Below are 16,150 nucleotides of genomic sequence, written 5' to 3' on the forward strand. Positions count from 1 at the left end.
TCATGGGTTCATGGGTTCATGGGTTCATGGGTTCATGGGTTCATGGGTTCATGGGTTCATGGGTTCATGGGTTCATGGGTTCATGGGTTCATGGGTTCATGGGTTCATGGGAGTGGTCCTACGGTTCCTGGAGTTGTTCCTCCTTCTACCTGTAAAAATAACACTACTTTTGAAATAAAGGGGCTGTCCCAAAAATCATCTTCATGACTTTTAGGACAGCCCCTTATTTATTAATAATACGGCGATATCATTAAGTACACTACAACGCCTGTAAAGCTGACGTACAGCCAGATCGGCATCGTCCATCTCGCAATGCGGCGATGCTTCTCAATCTGCATAGACAGACCGCGTGCAACCGATAAAAGCGCCAATGGCACAACGACAATTGCTAATAGGATATGAGTCAGCAATACGAAGAAGTAAATTCCGCGCATTACACCTTCCCCGCCATATTTGGTCGACTCTGTCAAATAATGATAAGCGACATAGGAGACGAGAAATAAGGTTGTCGATGTAAAAGCTGCGGCAATGAAACGGCGATGAAGCTTAACGTTCTTTTTCAAGATGGCAACTAGCGCTACAACTAACGATATGAATGTAAAACAATTGAATATCGCATTGAGCAGCGGAAGGATCGTAACATCAAAATGAAGCTCTCCATCATAAGCCGGCAAGAAAAACAATACCGTTATAATCAGAACAAGCACAACTGATAAAACAGCAATCAATGGGGTGTAATTACGTTCTTTCATTAGGACTCTCCTTTTATACGAGGCTATCTCCACCTTATCCGATTTTGTGGACAAAAACAATTCGGTTTCTACTTGGAATGTCACGAAACCTTGACTATTCCATATCAATTTCATGAATTTCTCCATAAAAAAAGAAGGCCGCCCCATATGGGACAGCCCTCCTTCTATGCCATAATTACTCCGTAATATACGAGCAGCAATAATCAGATACCGCAGTTACTTGAAGCTTGAACTTCGTATTAGCAGCTACTGTGAACTCGCCTTTGCCTTGAATATGCAGCCACTGCGTTTCACCTGGAAGAAGAACCTTCAGGTCACCAGCAAGAATCTCCATAATCTCAACACAATCCGTGCCAAACTCATATTCGCCAGGGAGCATGATGCCTAACGTTTTTTTCGTACCGTCCGCGAACAACACCGCACGGCTTGTTACTTTACCGTCAAAGTAAACATTAGCTTCTTTAATCACCGTTACATTATCGAATTGCGACATCTTCGTCCAGCTCTCCTCTATAGTACAGCTTTTACTTTGCTTACAACATTCTCTACGGTAAATCCATACTCTTTGATTACGCGATCGCCAGGTGCCGAAGCGCCGAAGCGATCGATACCGATAATTACGCCTTTGTCACCTACATAGCGTTCCCAGCCAAATGGATGGGCCATCTCAACAGCAACGCGAGCTTTCACCTCTGGAAGCAATACGGAATCTTTATATGCTTGATCCTGCTTCTCGAACAGATCCCAGCTAGGCATGCTGATTACACGAACTTGAATGCCTTCCTCAGCAAGTGCTTGCTGTGCGGCAACCGCAAGTTGAACCTCGGAGCCTGTCGCAATAATTTGAGCTTGAGGCTGACCATTCGCAGCATCCGATACAACATAAGCACCGCGACCGACATTCTCACGAGCGCCTGATACAGTACCTTCTAGGATCGGCAAGTTCTGACGTGTCAGCACCAGCGCTACCGGATTGTCTTGATTCTCAATCGCATAAGCCCAAGCTGCAGATGTCTCATTAGCATCAGCAGGACGAATAACCGTCAAATCAGGGATGATACGGATCGAAGCCAATTGTTCGATTGGCTCATGCGTAGGTCCATCTTCGCCAACTGCAATACTATCATGAGTCAGTACATAGACTACTGGCAGCTTCATCAGTGCCGCCAAGCGTATTGCAGGACGCAGATAGTCTGTAAATACGAAGAACGTACCTCCGAATACCTTCAGTCCACCATGCAGCGTAATACCATTCATTGCAGCAGCCATCCCAAATTCCCGAACGCCGAAGTAAATATTACGGCCATCATAGCTGCCAGGCTTGAATTGAGTCAGGCCTTTCAGATGCGTCATTGTCGAGCTCTCAAGGTCAGCAGAACCGCCAACTAGATTAGGGTTCTTAGCAGCTAGACCGTTAAGTGCATTACCCGATGCAACACGAGTAGACAATGGCTTGTCCTCAGTCGAATATGCAGGCAGATCAGCATCCCAGCCTTCAGGCAATTGACCCGAGATTGCATTCTCGAATTGCTCTGCCAGCTCTGGATTAGCTTGCTTATAAGCAGCAAACAAAGCATTCCACTGCTCATTCGCTTGCTCGCCATTCTTCTTCACTTCTGCGAAATGTGCATATACTTCATCCGGCACATGGAACTGATGCTCCTCGGACCAGCCGTAGAATTGCTTCGTCAGCTTAGTCTCGTCAGCGCCGAGCGGTGATCCGTGCGTACCCAGGTGACCGCCTTTACCGCCTTTATTGGGACTGCCGTAGCCAATAACCGTCTTCACTTCAATCAGGGTCGGTTTGCTAAGTTCAGCTTGCGCTTCCGATACAGCCTGCGCAAGTGCGTTAAGGTCATTGCCATCCTCTACGCGAAGAACTTGCCAGCCATAGCCTTCGAACCGCTTCTGTACACTCTCCGAATAAGACAAGCTAAGCTCGCCATCTAGAGAAATATCATTAGAATCATACAGCACCACTAGCTTACCGAGCTGCAAATGGCCTGCGAAGGAAGCCGCTTCATGAGAGATGCCCTCCATCAAATCACCATCGCCGCAGATAGAGTAAGTAAAGTGATCAATCACTTTGAAATTCTCTTTGTTATATGTAGCAGCCAGCTGAGCCTCTGCCATCGCCATGCCGACTGCCATTGCAACGCCTTGTCCCAATGGACCAGTTGTTGCATCAACACCAGCTGTGTGGCCGAACTCCGGATGACCCGGTGTAAGGGAGCCCCATTGGCGGAAGTTTTTCAATTCTTCAATTGGCAGATCATAGCCGGACAAATGAAGCAAGCTATACAGCAGCATCGAGCCATGACCTGCGGACAATACGAAACGGTCGCGGTTAATCCAGGTCGGGTTCGATGGGTTATGCGTCATATTTTTTGCAAACAGTTGGTAGCCCATTGGAGCGGCGCCCATCGGCATGCCGGGATGTCCGGATTTTGCTTTCTCGATTGAATCAATTGCAAGTGTACGAATCGTGTCTATCGAAAGCTGGTCAATCGATTTCTGAGTAACTGTCATTGCATTTCCTCCTAAGATCCTTTGATCAAGCTGTGTCTTTCGTGCTCTTCAACGTTATCAATAGCGCAGGTGAGTTAGCGCAATAGCTTTGAATATTGTACCATTCCGAACTGGTCATTACCATATTACCATCATAATTGAGACTGAGAGGGTCCAGATTCGGGATTAATTAAACACGACAGTCTTGTTCTGGTGGACAATGATACGGTCCTCAAGATGCCACTTCACAGCACGTGCAAGTACAACACGTTCGATTGTGCGGCCTATTCTCTTGAGCTCAACTACATTATCGCGATGGCTGACACGCTGAACATCCTGCTCGATGATCGGTCCGCCATCCAGCTCTTCCGTTACATAATGGGCAGTAGCACCGATAATCTTCACGCCGCGCGTATACGCCTGTGCATAGGGCTTACCTCCAACAAATGCTGGCAGGAACGAGTGATGAATATTAATGATGCGATTCGGAAATTGCTCAATAAATTTCGGAGAAATAATCTGCATATAGCGAGCAAGCACGATAAGATCAGCCTTGTCAGCTACAACCTCAAGCTGCTTGCGCTCTGCCTCTGCTTTGGTATCGGCTGTTACCGGGATGTGATGATAAGGAATGCCGAAGGACTCGACCATCTCCTTCATATCCAAATGATTGCTTATCACCATTGAAATATCGGCATCCAGATCGCCGGCTTTCCACTGCCAGAGCAGCTCCATCAGGCAATGATCCTCTTTGGATACGAAGATCGCAAGACGCTTCTTGCGGCTTGCACGGAACGTATGCCATTTCATATCGAAGCGATCGGCTACGCGGCCGAAATCCTCCACCAGAATAGGAAGCTCCTTGTCCATATCTGCCAGATCGAACTCGAAGCGAATGAAGAACATACCGCCTTCCGGGTCCATCGTATATTGATCAGACTGTACGATATTCGCGCCATGCTCATATAAAAAATGGGACACGGCTGCCACGATTCCCGATCTGTCCGGGCAGGAGATCAGCATGCGTGCCCGTCCGCTCATAGGAGCGGACGGCTGTAATTGATTGGTTGAAGACGACATCTATGTCAAACTTCCCTTCCTACATATAATTGTGTGTGCTTCTTGCTGTTAGGGCTTAGACAGTAACCAGCAGCTGCTTGCCTGCGAACCATGCTGTAATCCGTTGGTTAACTTGCTCCTCGGTCAGCTCAGTTGGAAGAGCATCACCAGCTGCAACCAGATCATACAGGCGTTCCATCGGCTCACGAGGATCGGCTTTTTTGGCTTTCGCATCGTTTTTGAGCATCTCCCAAGTGGAGAGGACGAACATGCGAGGGTCCACTTCCAGCTTGCCGAAGAAATGATGCAGACGCTCTACGTGATCGAAGAAGTCTTGTCCGAATCGCTCCATGGCGTCGCCGCGCAGCAAAGCAATCTCCGCCTCATACATCGGGCGCTGCGTCTTATCATTTTTTCCAATCCACGGTGTCTCCAAGATGAATGGGCGTCCAGCAAGCGCTTCATGATGCACGATTCTCTGGATCGCTTCATGGCCAAGGAATCCTGCGCCTATTGGCGTATGGCGGTCCTTGCCAGCCCCCTGCGGGTTTTTGCTGTCATTCACGTGAACAACGGCTACACGATTTAGTCCAACTACTTCATCAAAATGCTTCAAAACGCCATCCAGATTCCCGATCAAATCATAGCCGGCGTCATGCATATGGCAGGTATCCATACATACAGTCAGACGGTCATTATACTGAACCTTATCTATAATGGCAGCCAGCTCCTCGAAGCTGCGGCCGATTTCTGTGCCTTTGCCTGCCATTGTCTCCAGTGCAATATTCACGGTCGTTTCCTTCGTGCCTTCCAATACTGCATTCAGGCCCTCGGCGATTCTGGAAATACCGTACTCTGCGTCCTTGTCTGTAAAAGCACCTGGATGCAGAACAATATTATTAACGCCAATATGATGCGTCCGGCGAATTTCCTCTTGAAGAAATCGCACAGCAAGCTCGAACGTATCTTCTTTATAAGAGGCCAGATTTATTATATAAGGTGCGTGTACGACAATCTCATTTATACCGGCCTGTCCCATTGCGGCTTTGCCTTCTTCAATATATAAAGATTCGATCGGCTTTCTCCGGGTATTCTGCGGTGCCCCGGTATAAATCATGAATGAGCTCGAACCATAGGATATTGCCTCTTTGGCCGCAGTCAGCAGCCCTTTGTCCGAAAAAGAAACATGGGAACCAATTTTCAACATACTTCTAAACTCCCCTTTCGGTTGATCAAACCTTATTTTACAAGGAATGTCGAAATAAATCTAGTAAGGCCAACATTGCGCAAACTAAACCTTCATTGCATCAAAATCCTTGTTTTATACGGAAGGTCAATTTATTGCGTTTTTTCGAAGGCACATAATAAAGCAGCTTACGAGGTGAAAAAGACAATTAGAGAATAAGTACGTTCTTTCAAGGGAAGCTTATAAGCGTACAAAATTCGAATTGAAAAGGGGTTTTAGCTCAAATGAAAACATTATGTTCACTGTTTTTCATTGCAATTTTGTCCTTCGCACTTTCTATGCCAGCCTTTGCAGAGCAATCAAGCCAAATGGAAACGTTAAATAACAATCCAATGAATGGATATGGAACAAACAGTACAACGAATACTCATCAAATGAATGGTTATGATACAGATCGCAATAATCGGGGGATCAACGCGAACAATTACCGGGCAAATGCCGCAACAGACGACAATGATTTCAATTGGGGCTGGCTCGGCTTACTCGGCTTAGCAGGCTTGTTCGGATTAAGAAGCCGCGACAGAGAACATACCTAAAATCTTTTTTCATGAACCCTCCATTTAACGGGAGGGTTCTTTAATGAACTAAAACAAATGATTGATTATAGCTACTGCTCCTTTTCACTGAATTATTTCTATGTTGTTGAGCATATTAAATTTGTTCAAAACCAAGAATTAAGGGAGCGATATGAAATGGGAATTTTAAGCGGTAATCCTAAAGAAGAACCTATGCACTATGGTGAAATATTTAGTGTTTGGACAGCCTCTTCTGTAGCTAAAGGAGCACTTTCATGCTACCAAGCATTCCTAAACCACGCTGGTGATAAGGAGTTAAAAAAAATACTGGATGCTCTCATTGATCAAGCTAAGCTGGAGATTAAAGAACTCGATACTCTGCTTACTGAAAACGGGATAACTCCTACGCCAATATTGCCGGAAAGGCCGCCAGTTAAACTTGAAGACATTCCAGCAGGTGCAAGATTCTCTGATCCTGAAATTGCCGCTAAAATTGCGGCTGACGCAGCATTAGGGCTGGTAGCTTGTAGTCAAGCAATGGGTCAGTCCATTAGAGAAGATATTGGTGCGCTATTTGCTAAATATCATCTTGCCAAAACGGCAATAGGCGTTAAGATACTGGAGTTAAATAAAGAAAAGGGTTGGCTTATCCCACCCCCGCTTCAAGTTAAGCGACCTGAATAATAGAATCCACCCTGCCCTTAGTGGCAGGTTTTTTAATTCACTCTTGTTCTTTCCGTAAACTCTATAAATTCATATAAAAAGAAAAAATTAATAATACACGTATGACCCCATACGGCTTGAGGCATACGCATGATCTGAGACCTTATTTATCAAGGTAATTTCAAAGGAATATCGAAATAAATCTTTAGGAATGAAATAAATCTTGGAATACGGTATAATTCTTGCTGAGGTGAAGGTCGATATGAAAACAACTCCTGATTGGTTTATGTATTTCATTATATTTTGGGCTGTTGTAATGGTTGGCGCAATGGCCATCGGCGGCTTCTTCATGTTCCGCAAATTTCTCAAGGTGCTGCCCCAACGTGACGGCAAGTCCAAGCTGGATTGGCAAAATTATTGGGTCGAACGCAGCCGCAGCATGTGGACGAACGAGGCTAAGCAATTTCTCGATGAGTTAGTATCTCCCGTTCCTACTGCTTTCCGCGATATTGCCAAACATTCCATTGCTGCCAGAATCGGGCAAGTAGCTATAGATAACGGAGCAACAGAAGTTACACAAGCGCATTGCATCGAAGGATACATACGTGCAACACCGAAGCGGGATTATCGCAGCCTTGTCACTTTTCTCGATCGGAAAGGCATTGATTACGCGCCCTACAAGCATTTATTGAACAAATAGTGAATAGCTCTTTTTGTTGTTTGAGTACCGCTTATCCTGTGTAATTAGTAGGAAGCAAACTCAGGGTTTCTATTCGTCTTAACAAAACGTTTGGAACTTTATGCGGCTTGCTTTCGTTATATAAAGGCAGGAGGTGGTTGTACTATGACAACAACGAAGAGTAAGAAGAAGAATCGCTTGGTCGTAACGAGCGCCGTTCTTCTAGCTATCATGCTGACAGCTTCAGCATGTGGAGATGGTAACAATAAGACTCCGAACAACACAAATCCGGGAGCATCATTGGAACAACCAGGCGATGCAGTTGAGACGCCAGGAGACAGCAATCTGGGGGAAGACGGTAACGATGCGAATAGCGGGGTATCAGAACCTGATAATGCTGCACCTGAAGCTACAGATAAAGACAAGCCGAATGGAAACGACGATGCTGCTGTGAAAACAGCTGAGGGAACATATAGCGGTATGATGGATACACATTCCATTGAGGTTATTACTAGCGACGGACCAATGGCTTTGCAATTCACAGATGAACTCTCTGATACGCTTAACAAATTAGAGCCTGATTCCAAGATTAAGTTCGAGTATACAGAGAAGAAAATAGATGCTGATGTTACTCAATTCTGGCTGAAGAAGCTGGACAAAATAGAATAAATAAAGGGTGAACGAAATGCGGGTTGCCGTTACTGGAGGTACTGGGTTTGTCGGAAAAGCATTGGTGCAAGCCTTGCATAACCGAGGGGATGAGGTGTGGGTCATTTCGCGATCAGAGCATACTAAAGGCTCCGATCATAAGGATAGACTCCATTACATTACCTGGAACAAGCTAGCTGAGCATCCTTATACGCTTGATGGCATCGACGGCATCGTCAATTTAGCCGGTGAATCGATCAATCAGCGTTGGACAGCAGCAGCTAAACAACGAATTCTAAACTCCAGATTAGATGCTGCTGCCCGTATTTCGAACTTAATCCAACAACTCACACAGAAACCGGAAGTGGTCGTTAACGCTTCCGGTATTTCTGCGTATGGAAGTTCATTAACAAAAAAATTCGATGAGTCCAGCCCTACCGTCGTGACTGATTTCCTCTCGCAAGTTGTTCAGCAATGGGAGAAGGCCGCAGATGGTATCGCCGTCGATCGGCTTGTGAAGCTAAGAGTCGGCGTCGTGCTCAACAAAGCAGGCGGTGCTTTTCCTTTAATGGCCTTACCTCATAGATTATTCGCAGGCGGTCGTCTTGGCAGCGGTGCGCAATGGCTGTCTTGGATTCATTTGGCAGATATCGTCAATCTCATTCTATTTTGCTTGGACAATCGACATATACAAGGCCCTGTTAACGCTTCGGCTCCAGAGCCTGTAACGAATGATGCATTTGGCCGTGCGCTTGGTCAAGCAATCGGGAGGCCCCATTGGTTTCCTACACCAGCTTTCCTAATGAAGACCGTGCTTGGTGAATTATCTACGCTCTTGCTGGATGGACAATATGCAACTCCTCGCAAGGCGCTTGAGCATGGCTTTGAATTCCGGTACCCCACTATTCACAGTGCTCTCGCAGAGCTAACGAATAAAACTTCTCACTAAAAGGATCAGTAACTCTTGCAAAAGCTCTGCCTATTTGGTGTTTTTAGCTGTTGTGTGTAGGTTAATATTCTATTTGAATATCACCTCAGCTCATATTTCGGACCACTTCTGCCAGCAAGCTGAATAATATCGCCTATGTTGACTGGATAGGCTTTATAGGGAATCATTACTTGCCCATTCAACATGCTGCCGTTGCGTGAACCAAGATCCTTCGCTTGAAGTACTCCTTTCAAATGATCAATCTCCAGATGAAGCCTCGATATACCTGGTGCCTCTTCTTCAAAACTCACATGCTCGCCAAGTCTCCCAATCGTAAATCTCTCCCCTTGCCAAGACAATGGGCCGCTGCTTCCACCCCACTCCCGATATAAAACAAGTCTTTTGCTCTTCCCATTTAATTCTTCTTTCGTTTGGCCTAACAATACTGTCTGATCTGCTTGTTGCTGATACGGGCGGAATCTATCTGCTTGCTCCAACGATTTATCCTGTTCCTCATGTCCTTCATTCAGTATCGAATCTGAATAAGCTAGATGATTCCAAATATCCTGTTTGCTGCTTTCTACACTTGTCCTTGCAGCACCTATAGTTGCTGCACTTGTGCCTGAAGAGTGCGGTCGGATATAAGTAGAATCCGGGTTCCTCTCTTCGTAATCCTGATCCTTCCAATCCTTAGTAATGAGAAGAGAAGCAGACTCCCTCCTCGTCCATATATACAAAAGTACAGCCGTACATAATAAGGTCAAACCCAGACTAATGAATAAGCTGTTTTTTGTATAAGAGGATAAGTAAATAAATTTCCAAGCAATCACTATAGCGATTACTAGAATTGCCGTCATGATCAAGCGGCGCTTTCGATCTCCTTCCTCTTGCGTGTTCTCCTCATCCTTGAGATCATCTTTCTCTATATATTCATCTCTAAATAAGGGCTGACTATCAGATGAAGCTAAAGATCGCACTTCCTCCGTCTTAGATGGTATAGAAGACAGAGGAGCATCAAAAACTACACGGGAGCTATCAGGCACTGGGGCATGAAGTATCGGAGCAGTAATAGAGTTGCCAAGCAATTCAAGCAATGCCAATCGCAATTCTGCAAGCGGCCAATTACTCTGGTTCAGCAACTGCAGCAGGCGTTGAAGTCCAACTCCGTGAATAGCGCTAATATGTGCTGTCCAGCGGACAACCAAAGATAATAAATTAGCGTTTCCAGCAATCGATTGCTCTGATTGCTTTAATGGAATATACGCCATACAAATATCATTCCATTGCTCTCCAATGAATAGATACTGATCATCAAGCAAGCAGCCCTCTGGCCGCAGCATATAATGCCTGCATTCATCCAAAGCTTCAACAACGCCTAATAGCATCATATAGAACTGCTCCATCGTCAAGGATTGCATAGCCAATCGGTGGGAAAGCATTCTCCTGCCAGATAGAGCGTAACGGAAGGTCACCCGTCCATCTAACTCGAACCATTCGAGCGGTAGTAAATGTGGGATGCGGTTAGACCTAAGCATGTTCAGCTCTACCTCCTCGAGCTCCTCTCTTCTTATTCCGTTATCTCGATCCACAATCATCTCGTGACCACGATTCATTGCAAAATCAATTCTGTACATTGCCGTCCTCCTGTTCTATCTAAACTGCAAATACCCAAGCCGTCATTGCACCGGGCGCAACAGCCAGCATGAATGGGAACGAGGTCACGTTCGCAGTTGAACCCCATTGCTTTCCTTCCTCTTTACCTTCCACCCACCTATGTAAGAATAAGGAGCTGACGCCTACTATCATTCGCTGGGCAAAAGGTCTGTTGATCATAAGTAAAATCAATCCGAATAAGCCGGCATATAGGATTGCGTACAGCATTAATTGCAGCGTAGCCATCGCCCCGACCCAGGCTCCAACTGCTCCAAATAGCTTGACGTCCCCCGCTCCTATTCCTCTCGCCAAATGCAGGAACAATAAAGGAATGAAGCCTGCAGCCGCACCTCCCATGGCATAAATACCGCCTGACCAGCCATCTATTAAGAGTTGATAGAGACAGCCTATGAGAAAGAACGGTACTGTTAGCCGGTTAGGAATGATCATCCATCTCATATCCGTATACAAGGCAATAGCTAGTAATAATGCAGCAGCAATTAGTGATATATTCATTGAGCCTGCTCCTTTTTCACTACGTTAAAATGCATAGACACCTTCTCCCCTGACGAGGAAGCTGCTGTCAGCTCCCATATGCCTGGTGTCGTATTTCCTGATACGAGCCAGGTCCATTGGACATAACCATTATCATCTGCCATAGCTTCGCCCAAATGCTTAGCCTGGCTTGATCCGCTTTTGTACATTACGGAGAGGGAGGCCGGTTCATTCGGCAAAGTAAGGGCAATAACTGTCGCCTTATTGCCCGGCCGCAGAGGTGCAGGCTCAATTGAAATAATTTGTATCGGTACTACGTCCTCATCATCGGATGCTTGGTCCGCAGCCGCATTAGCATCATGTATCCATACCCGTTCTGAGGCCTGCTCTCTCAATACAATCCGTTTATTAAGAAGAGGAAGACGAATAGGAAACTCATATTCAACAATAATCGTCAGATAGGGCTCTTCCTTCTTCTTCAAATCTGGCAACGACAGACCACTAAGCTTAATAAGATCCTTTTCAAGAATCGCTTGATCAGCAAACTGCCGAAGCAATGGCTCAACAGCTGTTCTTCCCAGCTCGGTTGCTGCGGCATCCACGAGCGGCTGCCAATCGCCCCGCAATGCCGCAGATGCAACCGCGCCAGCTGGATCGGGCAGCCAGGAGGCTGCTTCTGCTGCTAGTTCAGTCCACTTCGACATCGGCAGATTCACTGGAGAAAAAGCGGTAGGAGCAGCAGGCATAGACTGCTGTACAGCCAAATCGGCTGGATGAATATGAGCTGCGATTTGCCGAACGCTTTGAGAGGCTGTAGACTGCAACGCCATTTGAACCGCACAGAGGCGAATCATGATAATGAACATAACAAGCACAAGGAGAAGCAGCGGCATAACAAGCGCTGCTTCCAATACAATACTGCCTCGCTCATCTGTTCGATGAAGGCTAATACGACCAACCAACCGTTTGCGACGTTTCATATCGGCCTTTATCAACCTTTCCCTGCAATAAGCCAAGCTTCCCCAGTGCTCGCATCGCACCAGGAAGAAACCATAGATTAGCGGCCGCTTGCACTTCTCCAGTAACTGCTGTAGGAACACCCGACAACGTGACGCTCCCATTATGCTCAATAGCTGCTATCATTCTTGCAGCTGTCTGCGGGCTCGCCGCTCCTCCATGAACGAGCATAAATAAACGCAAATAATCGGTATAAGTAACGTCCACCTTCACATACTTGGATAGCGGAGCGGCTCCGCGTTCCGTAAAAGCAATCATATCCTCGATCGTTTTCTCCAAAGCATAGACCAACGAACAAGATAAAATAAGTAAAGGATGCCCTGCTCCTCTGCATGTCACAAGACCCTCCATTGTTCGGATCGCCATTCGAACAGCCAACAATTCGCCATAAGCAGCTGCGAGATTGGCAGTAGGATGATGGAAACCATAAATAATGTACTCTACTTCCTGATTGGCGAAAGTCGCTGCCTGCTGCAACTCAGCCTTATCTCCTTTCCTCAGCAATGCCCGTAAGCGCTCGGGAGCAAATATAGAATAGCGCTGAAGCGTGTACTCGGATAAATAGACGTTGTCCCGCGTTTGTTCGAGCATATTGGCCAGCCCGGTAAATATCCCTCCTATAACAGCCGTTGAAAAGGCTGCTGCATCATTTGCATCTGCCGGAATATGTTGGCTATTCGCTGCTTCATCCTCTACAGATCCGCCAGCTTCATTGAATAGCAGGTTCGCCTTATATCTCCTTTCTACTTGTGCAAAGCTGTCTTGCTGCTCCTCTGTCCCTGAAGATGATTTGAGGCCCAGCAGCAGAGCGCGGGCTTGTCCCCAGAGAGAATCTGCCTTTGCTTCCTGCTCACGATTCAGGTCGTTAATCTCCTTATTGTTCAACTGCTTGTCCCGTCTGTGGAATACCGATCCTGCGTCCAAATAGTCGGTTTTATACTGTTCATAGGCTGTCTGCATAGCACTCACATCCGCTGCCAATGACTGCTTGAGCGGATCAGGCTGCTTCATTCCGGCAGTAAGGTTCTCTATAAAGCTTGTTATCCCTCTGCCAAGAGAGCTATAAGCAGCGAGTTGATCCAATAGCTCAGCTCTGTACTCCTCAAACCAATTGTCCGTAATAATAAGCTGACCTGCAGATTGTTGGATTTCTTTCAATTCAGAAGCAAGTTCCTCACCATTCATCTGATACACTTCTGAGTCTGTCACTTCCTTGCCAGACACCCGATCATAATCGCCATATAAAGGGGAGTGAATGGCCTCCTGCTCGATTCTTTTCATCTCTTCATTCAATAATCGTGCTGCTTCAAGCTCTTGAACTGCCTGCAGTTGCAGCTTCTCATGCCGTTGCACTACTTGCTCTATAACATTGGTCAGCTTAGCAATCATTCTCTTTCCCTTGTCCTCGTACTCTTCGATCTCCTTCACATGCTCAGGGGACTTGCCTCGCTCGAGCAATTTCTGATCATGGAGTACCCATCCCGCATAGGTTCCATATTCACGTGCCAGTTGAAGGGCATTATCGCTAGCTGGTGATTTGAATGATGGAGCAGGGAGCAATGCTGCCAACTCACTATCCCGCAACGAATAAGCTGCTTGCTCTTGAAGCTTCAACACAGCTGCCAGCCGAGCCTCACGTTGCATATATAGCTTTCTCAGCTTCTCCAACAGATTGACCGTTACAGCAGCTTCCTTCATTGTGCTGGCGGTAGGAGCAAACTTGGAAGCTAGCTCCAATGTGAAATCAATAGGAGCCTTATACTTCATATCCTCAAGTACTTGTCGAATAAAAACCCCATGCTGTCCCAGCACCTCGGCTGTATTCGTATGTGCAGCTATAATATCAGGCTGAACAAAGCGTAATTGCTCTCTTGAAAAGGAATCTGCCGTTTCTATATTGGATTGGACTACTCTTGCATAAATGCTGTCTGAATCTGTTCCCCCTCTGCCAAATAAGCCATAGCGTTCATATAATCTGGCATCATAAGCAGAGAGAACGGAGCGCACCCCTGAGCGGGCAGCATCCTCCGTCATCTTGTGAAGCACCGCGATTCTAGCATAATCAATCAGAACAGAGACAAAGAGCAGCAGCACTGACAATATAATTACTGCAAAGACCGTTACTGCCCCATCACTTCGCTTGACGAATCTCCGACTTACACGTTCAGCTCTGGCAAGCAAGGAATTCTCCCTCATTTCAAGTTCTTCTTGGTCGAACGCTCTGCATAAGACAACAGCACTTGAGAGGCCTGTTCCTTGGTAGAGACGCTATTGGAATTAGCAAGCTTGAAGCTGTAGTAACGAACGGTATCCAGGGTGCGAATAAATTCAACGGGATCTACAATAGCAGCTCTCGCAGCTGAAGCAGGTTCTCCTACACGAAGCAGCTTCTGTAAAGGTTCAATCGTCAAAGGCTGCTTAAGCCTTACTTGAACCGCTTTGCTAAGCACCCCTCGAGCATATTGAATATCGCCTGTAAATGGCTGTTTTTCTGTATTGCCTATCCACTGGGAAGCGCCGAATAGCTTGCGCTGAACCAAGCCTTGTCCTTCTTCCAGCCTCGGAATAGTCAGCTTAATTCCAGATGATGCTTGATCCAGACCTAACAAAGAGCCCAATAAATAGTCATCATTCAATCGCCAATACAAGCCGTCATACTGCCTGTCTGCAAGCATTCCATTGCGCGGGTTCCGATAGCTGTTATCCCAACTGAATGCAGCCCGTTCTGCTGTAATGGCAGCCGAATAATAAAGGACAACCTTCTGATAGATCACCATACTGAATAATAGAAACGTAAAAATAAGAAATAATAGCAGGGGGAAAACAAAGGTCGATTCAAGCGTGAAGCTGCCTCTTTCTTGTCTCAGCCTCTCCAAAAACCGCATGCTAGGTAAAAATCTCATCTGCTTTGGCATCGGCATTCCCCATAAGGCGCTCAATCAGCGCGATGATCCAGTCCTTGAATAACAGCGCAATAATAATGACCACTGCAATTATCAATATAATTTCCAAGGTGCCTAGACCACTCTCCGAGCGCCAAAAGGATCTCGCTGCTCTCCTCATCTTTTCCATTCACCTATTCATCCTCTCTTATCTATTCCTAATTTAAGACATTAAGAGCATCGCTGGCGCAGCCACAAATACCATCATTACCAGCAATATTCCAACGAGCGGAAAAACCAGCTTCGATGAAGCCTCTTCGCCGCGTATTCGAGCTATCGCCTTTCGTTTCTCCCATAACGTATACGAGAGCTCTCGCAGAGCCAGTACGAAATGCTCTCCGCCCCTCCGGTAATTGAGCAGCAATACGGTCGTAAAGATCGACACCTCTTGTACAGAGCAGCTCCGATTAAACCTTTCAATGACCGTACTAAAAGATTCTCCATTACTCAAAGCATGAATCAATCTGCTCCATTCTTTGTATAGCGGATGCTTCTGGTTGTCTTTCCCTTCAAGGCAACGAGACAACGCTTGAATGACGGTCTCGCCTGCACCGACTAGTAGCATGAGCTTGCTTAACGCCTCTGGAAGCTCTAATATAATTGCTTGCTTCCTTCTCTCTACTTGGCGGCCTGCTTCAATAAAAGTTCGAACGGGCAGAGCAATACTCAATAGCAACCCCATAGCAAGCAGCAGCGGCTCTTGTCCAAGCCAGGCCAATAAGGAACAGCAGGTTAAGGATAGGTAGCCATAGCCGATAGACTCGGCCAGAAGCCGCTTTGTCTGACCCAACTGCCAATCTATGCCTCGCAATAGTACTTGCTTAACATGCAGGCTGCTTAATAATAGCTGTAATTGCTCATACATCCCGTTTCTCTGCAGTAAGCTATCAAACGGGTTTACGAATAGTTCTTTTTTGAAATCATAATGCTCCGCATGCTTGCATCCTCTTATCCCAGTAATTAAATGTTGCAGCGTACGCCAATCAATGAGCACTAACCATACAATGCTTAATAGAGCAGGGACTGCGGCCACTATGATCCTCCT

The 16,150-nt window shown here is 46.3% G+C and carries 17 protein-coding genes; 5 read left to right on the forward strand and 12 right to left on the reverse strand.

The annotated features are described in order from the left end of the window. Positions 1 to 230: 230 nt before the first annotated feature. The 5 genes from AC50YO_RS21495 to AC50YO_RS21515 all read right to left on the reverse strand — a co-directional run bounded on the left by AC50YO_RS21495 (position 231) and on the right by AC50YO_RS21515 (position 5,526). Complete coding sequence (locus AC50YO_RS21495; protein WP_494850235.1) at positions 231 to 752, reverse strand: DUF420 domain-containing protein; 522 nt, start codon at positions 750 to 752, stop codon at positions 231 to 233. A gap of 175 nt (positions 753 to 927) precedes the next feature. Then, positions 928 to 1,245: a pyrimidine/purine nucleoside phosphorylase gene (gene ppnP / locus AC50YO_RS21500; protein WP_494850236.1), complete on the reverse strand. Its 318-nt coding sequence runs from the start codon at positions 1,243 to 1,245 to the stop codon at positions 928 to 930. Positions 1,246 to 1,262: 17 nt separating this feature from the next. Next, a complete protein-coding gene (gene tkt, locus AC50YO_RS21505; protein ID WP_494850237.1) occupies positions 1,263 to 3,281 on the reverse strand; it encodes a transketolase in 2,019 nt (672 codons plus the stop codon). A 165-nt stretch (positions 3,282 to 3,446) separates the two neighbouring features. After that, positions 3,447 to 4,340 (reverse strand): formyltetrahydrofolate deformylase, encoded by an 894-nt coding sequence (purU, locus tag AC50YO_RS21510; RefSeq protein WP_494850238.1) that lies wholly within the window; start codon positions 4,338 to 4,340, stop codon positions 3,447 to 3,449. A gap of 55 nt (positions 4,341 to 4,395) precedes the next feature. Next, positions 4,396 to 5,526: a deoxyribonuclease IV gene (locus tag AC50YO_RS21515; RefSeq protein WP_494850239.1), complete on the reverse strand. Its 1,131-nt coding sequence runs from the start codon at positions 5,524 to 5,526 to the stop codon at positions 4,396 to 4,398. A 263-nt stretch (positions 5,527 to 5,789) separates the two neighbouring features. Between AC50YO_RS21515 and AC50YO_RS21520 the strand changes: the two genes are divergently transcribed. The 5 genes from AC50YO_RS21520 to AC50YO_RS21540 all read left to right on the forward strand — a co-directional run bounded on the left by AC50YO_RS21520 (position 5,790) and on the right by AC50YO_RS21540 (position 9,019). Further along, positions 5,790 to 6,101: a WGxxGxxG family protein gene (locus AC50YO_RS21520; protein WP_494850240.1), complete on the forward strand. Its 312-nt coding sequence runs from the start codon at positions 5,790 to 5,792 to the stop codon at positions 6,099 to 6,101. Positions 6,102 to 6,257: 156 nt separating this feature from the next. Beyond that, a complete protein-coding gene (locus AC50YO_RS21525; protein ID WP_494850368.1) occupies positions 6,258 to 6,764 on the forward strand; it encodes a DUF3231 family protein in 507 nt (168 codons plus the stop codon). A 241-nt stretch (positions 6,765 to 7,005) separates the two neighbouring features. Then, entirely contained in the window at positions 7,006 to 7,443 is a 438-nt protein-coding gene (locus AC50YO_RS21530; RefSeq protein WP_494850369.1) for a DUF2621 domain-containing protein, read from the forward strand. Positions 7,444 to 7,587: 144 nt separating this feature from the next. Continuing rightward, positions 7,588 to 8,091, forward strand: coding sequence for a LytA/YqiH family protein (locus AC50YO_RS21535; RefSeq protein ID WP_494850241.1), 504 nt, complete (start codon positions 7,588 to 7,590; stop codon positions 8,089 to 8,091). 16 nt (positions 8,092 to 8,107) lie between these two features. Then, positions 8,108 to 9,019, forward strand: a complete 912-nt coding sequence (locus tag AC50YO_RS21540) for a TIGR01777 family oxidoreductase (RefSeq protein WP_494850370.1) — start codon at positions 8,108 to 8,110, stop codon at positions 9,017 to 9,019. A gap of 80 nt (positions 9,020 to 9,099) precedes the next feature. Here the strand turns inward: AC50YO_RS21540 and AC50YO_RS21545 are convergent, their stop codons facing one another. Genes AC50YO_RS21545 through AC50YO_RS21575 form a run of 7 tightly spaced genes read right to left on the reverse strand, consistent with a single transcriptional unit; the run spans position 9,100 to position 16,138 of the window. After that, positions 9,100 to 10,632 (reverse strand): DUF6382 and FHA domain-containing protein, encoded by a 1,533-nt coding sequence (locus AC50YO_RS21545; protein WP_494850242.1) that lies wholly within the window; start codon positions 10,630 to 10,632, stop codon positions 9,100 to 9,102. Between the two features lie 19 nt (positions 10,633 to 10,651). Continuing rightward, positions 10,652 to 11,167 (reverse strand): A24 family peptidase, encoded by a 516-nt coding sequence (locus tag AC50YO_RS21550; protein ID WP_494850243.1) that lies wholly within the window; start codon positions 11,165 to 11,167, stop codon positions 10,652 to 10,654. Further along, positions 11,164 to 12,126 (reverse strand): hypothetical protein, encoded by a 963-nt coding sequence (locus tag AC50YO_RS21555; protein ID WP_494850244.1) that lies wholly within the window; start codon positions 12,124 to 12,126, stop codon positions 11,164 to 11,166. The genes AC50YO_RS21550 and AC50YO_RS21555 overlap by 4 nt, the downstream gene beginning before the upstream one ends. After that, a complete protein-coding gene (locus tag AC50YO_RS21560) occupies positions 12,092 to 14,359 on the reverse strand; it encodes a TadE/TadG family type IV pilus assembly protein (protein WP_494850245.1) in 2,268 nt (755 codons plus the stop codon). The genes AC50YO_RS21555 and AC50YO_RS21560 overlap by 35 nt, the downstream gene beginning before the upstream one ends. Then, on the reverse strand, positions 14,356 to 15,048 hold the full coding sequence (locus tag AC50YO_RS21565) for a hypothetical protein (RefSeq protein WP_494850246.1): 693 nt from the start codon (positions 15,046 to 15,048) through the stop codon (positions 14,356 to 14,358). The genes AC50YO_RS21560 and AC50YO_RS21565 overlap by 4 nt, the downstream gene beginning before the upstream one ends. Before the next feature lies 1 nt (position 15,049). Then, positions 15,050 to 15,235 (reverse strand): Flp1 family type IVb pilin, encoded by a 186-nt coding sequence (locus AC50YO_RS21570; protein WP_494850247.1) that lies wholly within the window; start codon positions 15,233 to 15,235, stop codon positions 15,050 to 15,052. 33 nt (positions 15,236 to 15,268) lie between these two features. Beyond that, positions 15,269 to 16,138 (reverse strand): type II secretion system F family protein, encoded by an 870-nt coding sequence (locus AC50YO_RS21575; protein ID WP_494850248.1) that lies wholly within the window; start codon positions 16,136 to 16,138, stop codon positions 15,269 to 15,271. Positions 16,139 to 16,150 lie beyond the last annotated feature (12 nt).

The sequence above is a fragment of the Paenibacillus sp. J22P59 genome (assembly GCF_059383895.1).

Coding starts and splice junctions, on each gene's coding strand:
- AC50YO_RS21535 (WP_494850241.1), top strand. CDS start 7,588: ATGACAACAACGAAGAGTAAGAAGAAGAATCGCTTGGTCGTAACGAGC.
- AC50YO_RS21555 (WP_494850244.1), bottom strand. CDS start 12,126: ATGAAACGTCGCAAACGGTTGGTTGGTCGTATTAGCCTTCATCGAACA.
- AC50YO_RS21525 (WP_494850368.1), top strand. CDS start 6,258: ATGGGAATTTTAAGCGGTAATCCTAAAGAAGAACCTATGCACTATGGT.
- AC50YO_RS21520 (WP_494850240.1), top strand. CDS start 5,790: ATGAAAACATTATGTTCACTGTTTTTCATTGCAATTTTGTCCTTCGCA.
- ppnP (WP_494850236.1), bottom strand. CDS start 1,245: ATGTCGCAATTCGATAATGTAACGGTGATTAAAGAAGCTAATGTTTAC.
- AC50YO_RS21560 (WP_494850245.1), bottom strand. CDS start 14,359: ATGAGGGAGAATTCCTTGCTTGCCAGAGCTGAACGTGTAAGTCGGAGA.
- AC50YO_RS21550 (WP_494850243.1), bottom strand. CDS start 11,167: ATGAATATATCACTAATTGCTGCTGCATTATTACTAGCTATTGCCTTG.
- tkt (WP_494850237.1), bottom strand. CDS start 3,281: ATGACAGTTACTCAGAAATCGATTGACCAGCTTTCGATAGACACGATT.
- AC50YO_RS21565 (WP_494850246.1), bottom strand. CDS start 15,048: ATGCGGTTTTTGGAGAGGCTGAGACAAGAAAGAGGCAGCTTCACGCTT.
- AC50YO_RS21495 (WP_494850235.1), bottom strand. CDS start 752: ATGAAAGAACGTAATTACACCCCATTGATTGCTGTTTTATCAGTTGTG.
- AC50YO_RS21540 (WP_494850370.1), top strand. CDS start 8,108: ATGCGGGTTGCCGTTACTGGAGGTACTGGGTTTGTCGGAAAAGCATTG.
- AC50YO_RS21545 (WP_494850242.1), bottom strand. CDS start 10,632: ATGTACAGAATTGATTTTGCAATGAATCGTGGTCACGAGATGATTGTG.
- AC50YO_RS21530 (WP_494850369.1), top strand. CDS start 7,006: ATGAAAACAACTCCTGATTGGTTTATGTATTTCATTATATTTTGGGCT.
- AC50YO_RS21515 (WP_494850239.1), bottom strand. CDS start 5,526: ATGTTGAAAATTGGTTCCCATGTTTCTTTTTCGGACAAAGGGCTGCTG.
- purU (WP_494850238.1), bottom strand. CDS start 4,340: ATGTCGTCTTCAACCAATCAATTACAGCCGTCCGCTCCTATGAGCGGA.
- AC50YO_RS21570 (WP_494850247.1), bottom strand. CDS start 15,235: ATGGAAAAGATGAGGAGAGCAGCGAGATCCTTTTGGCGCTCGGAGAGT.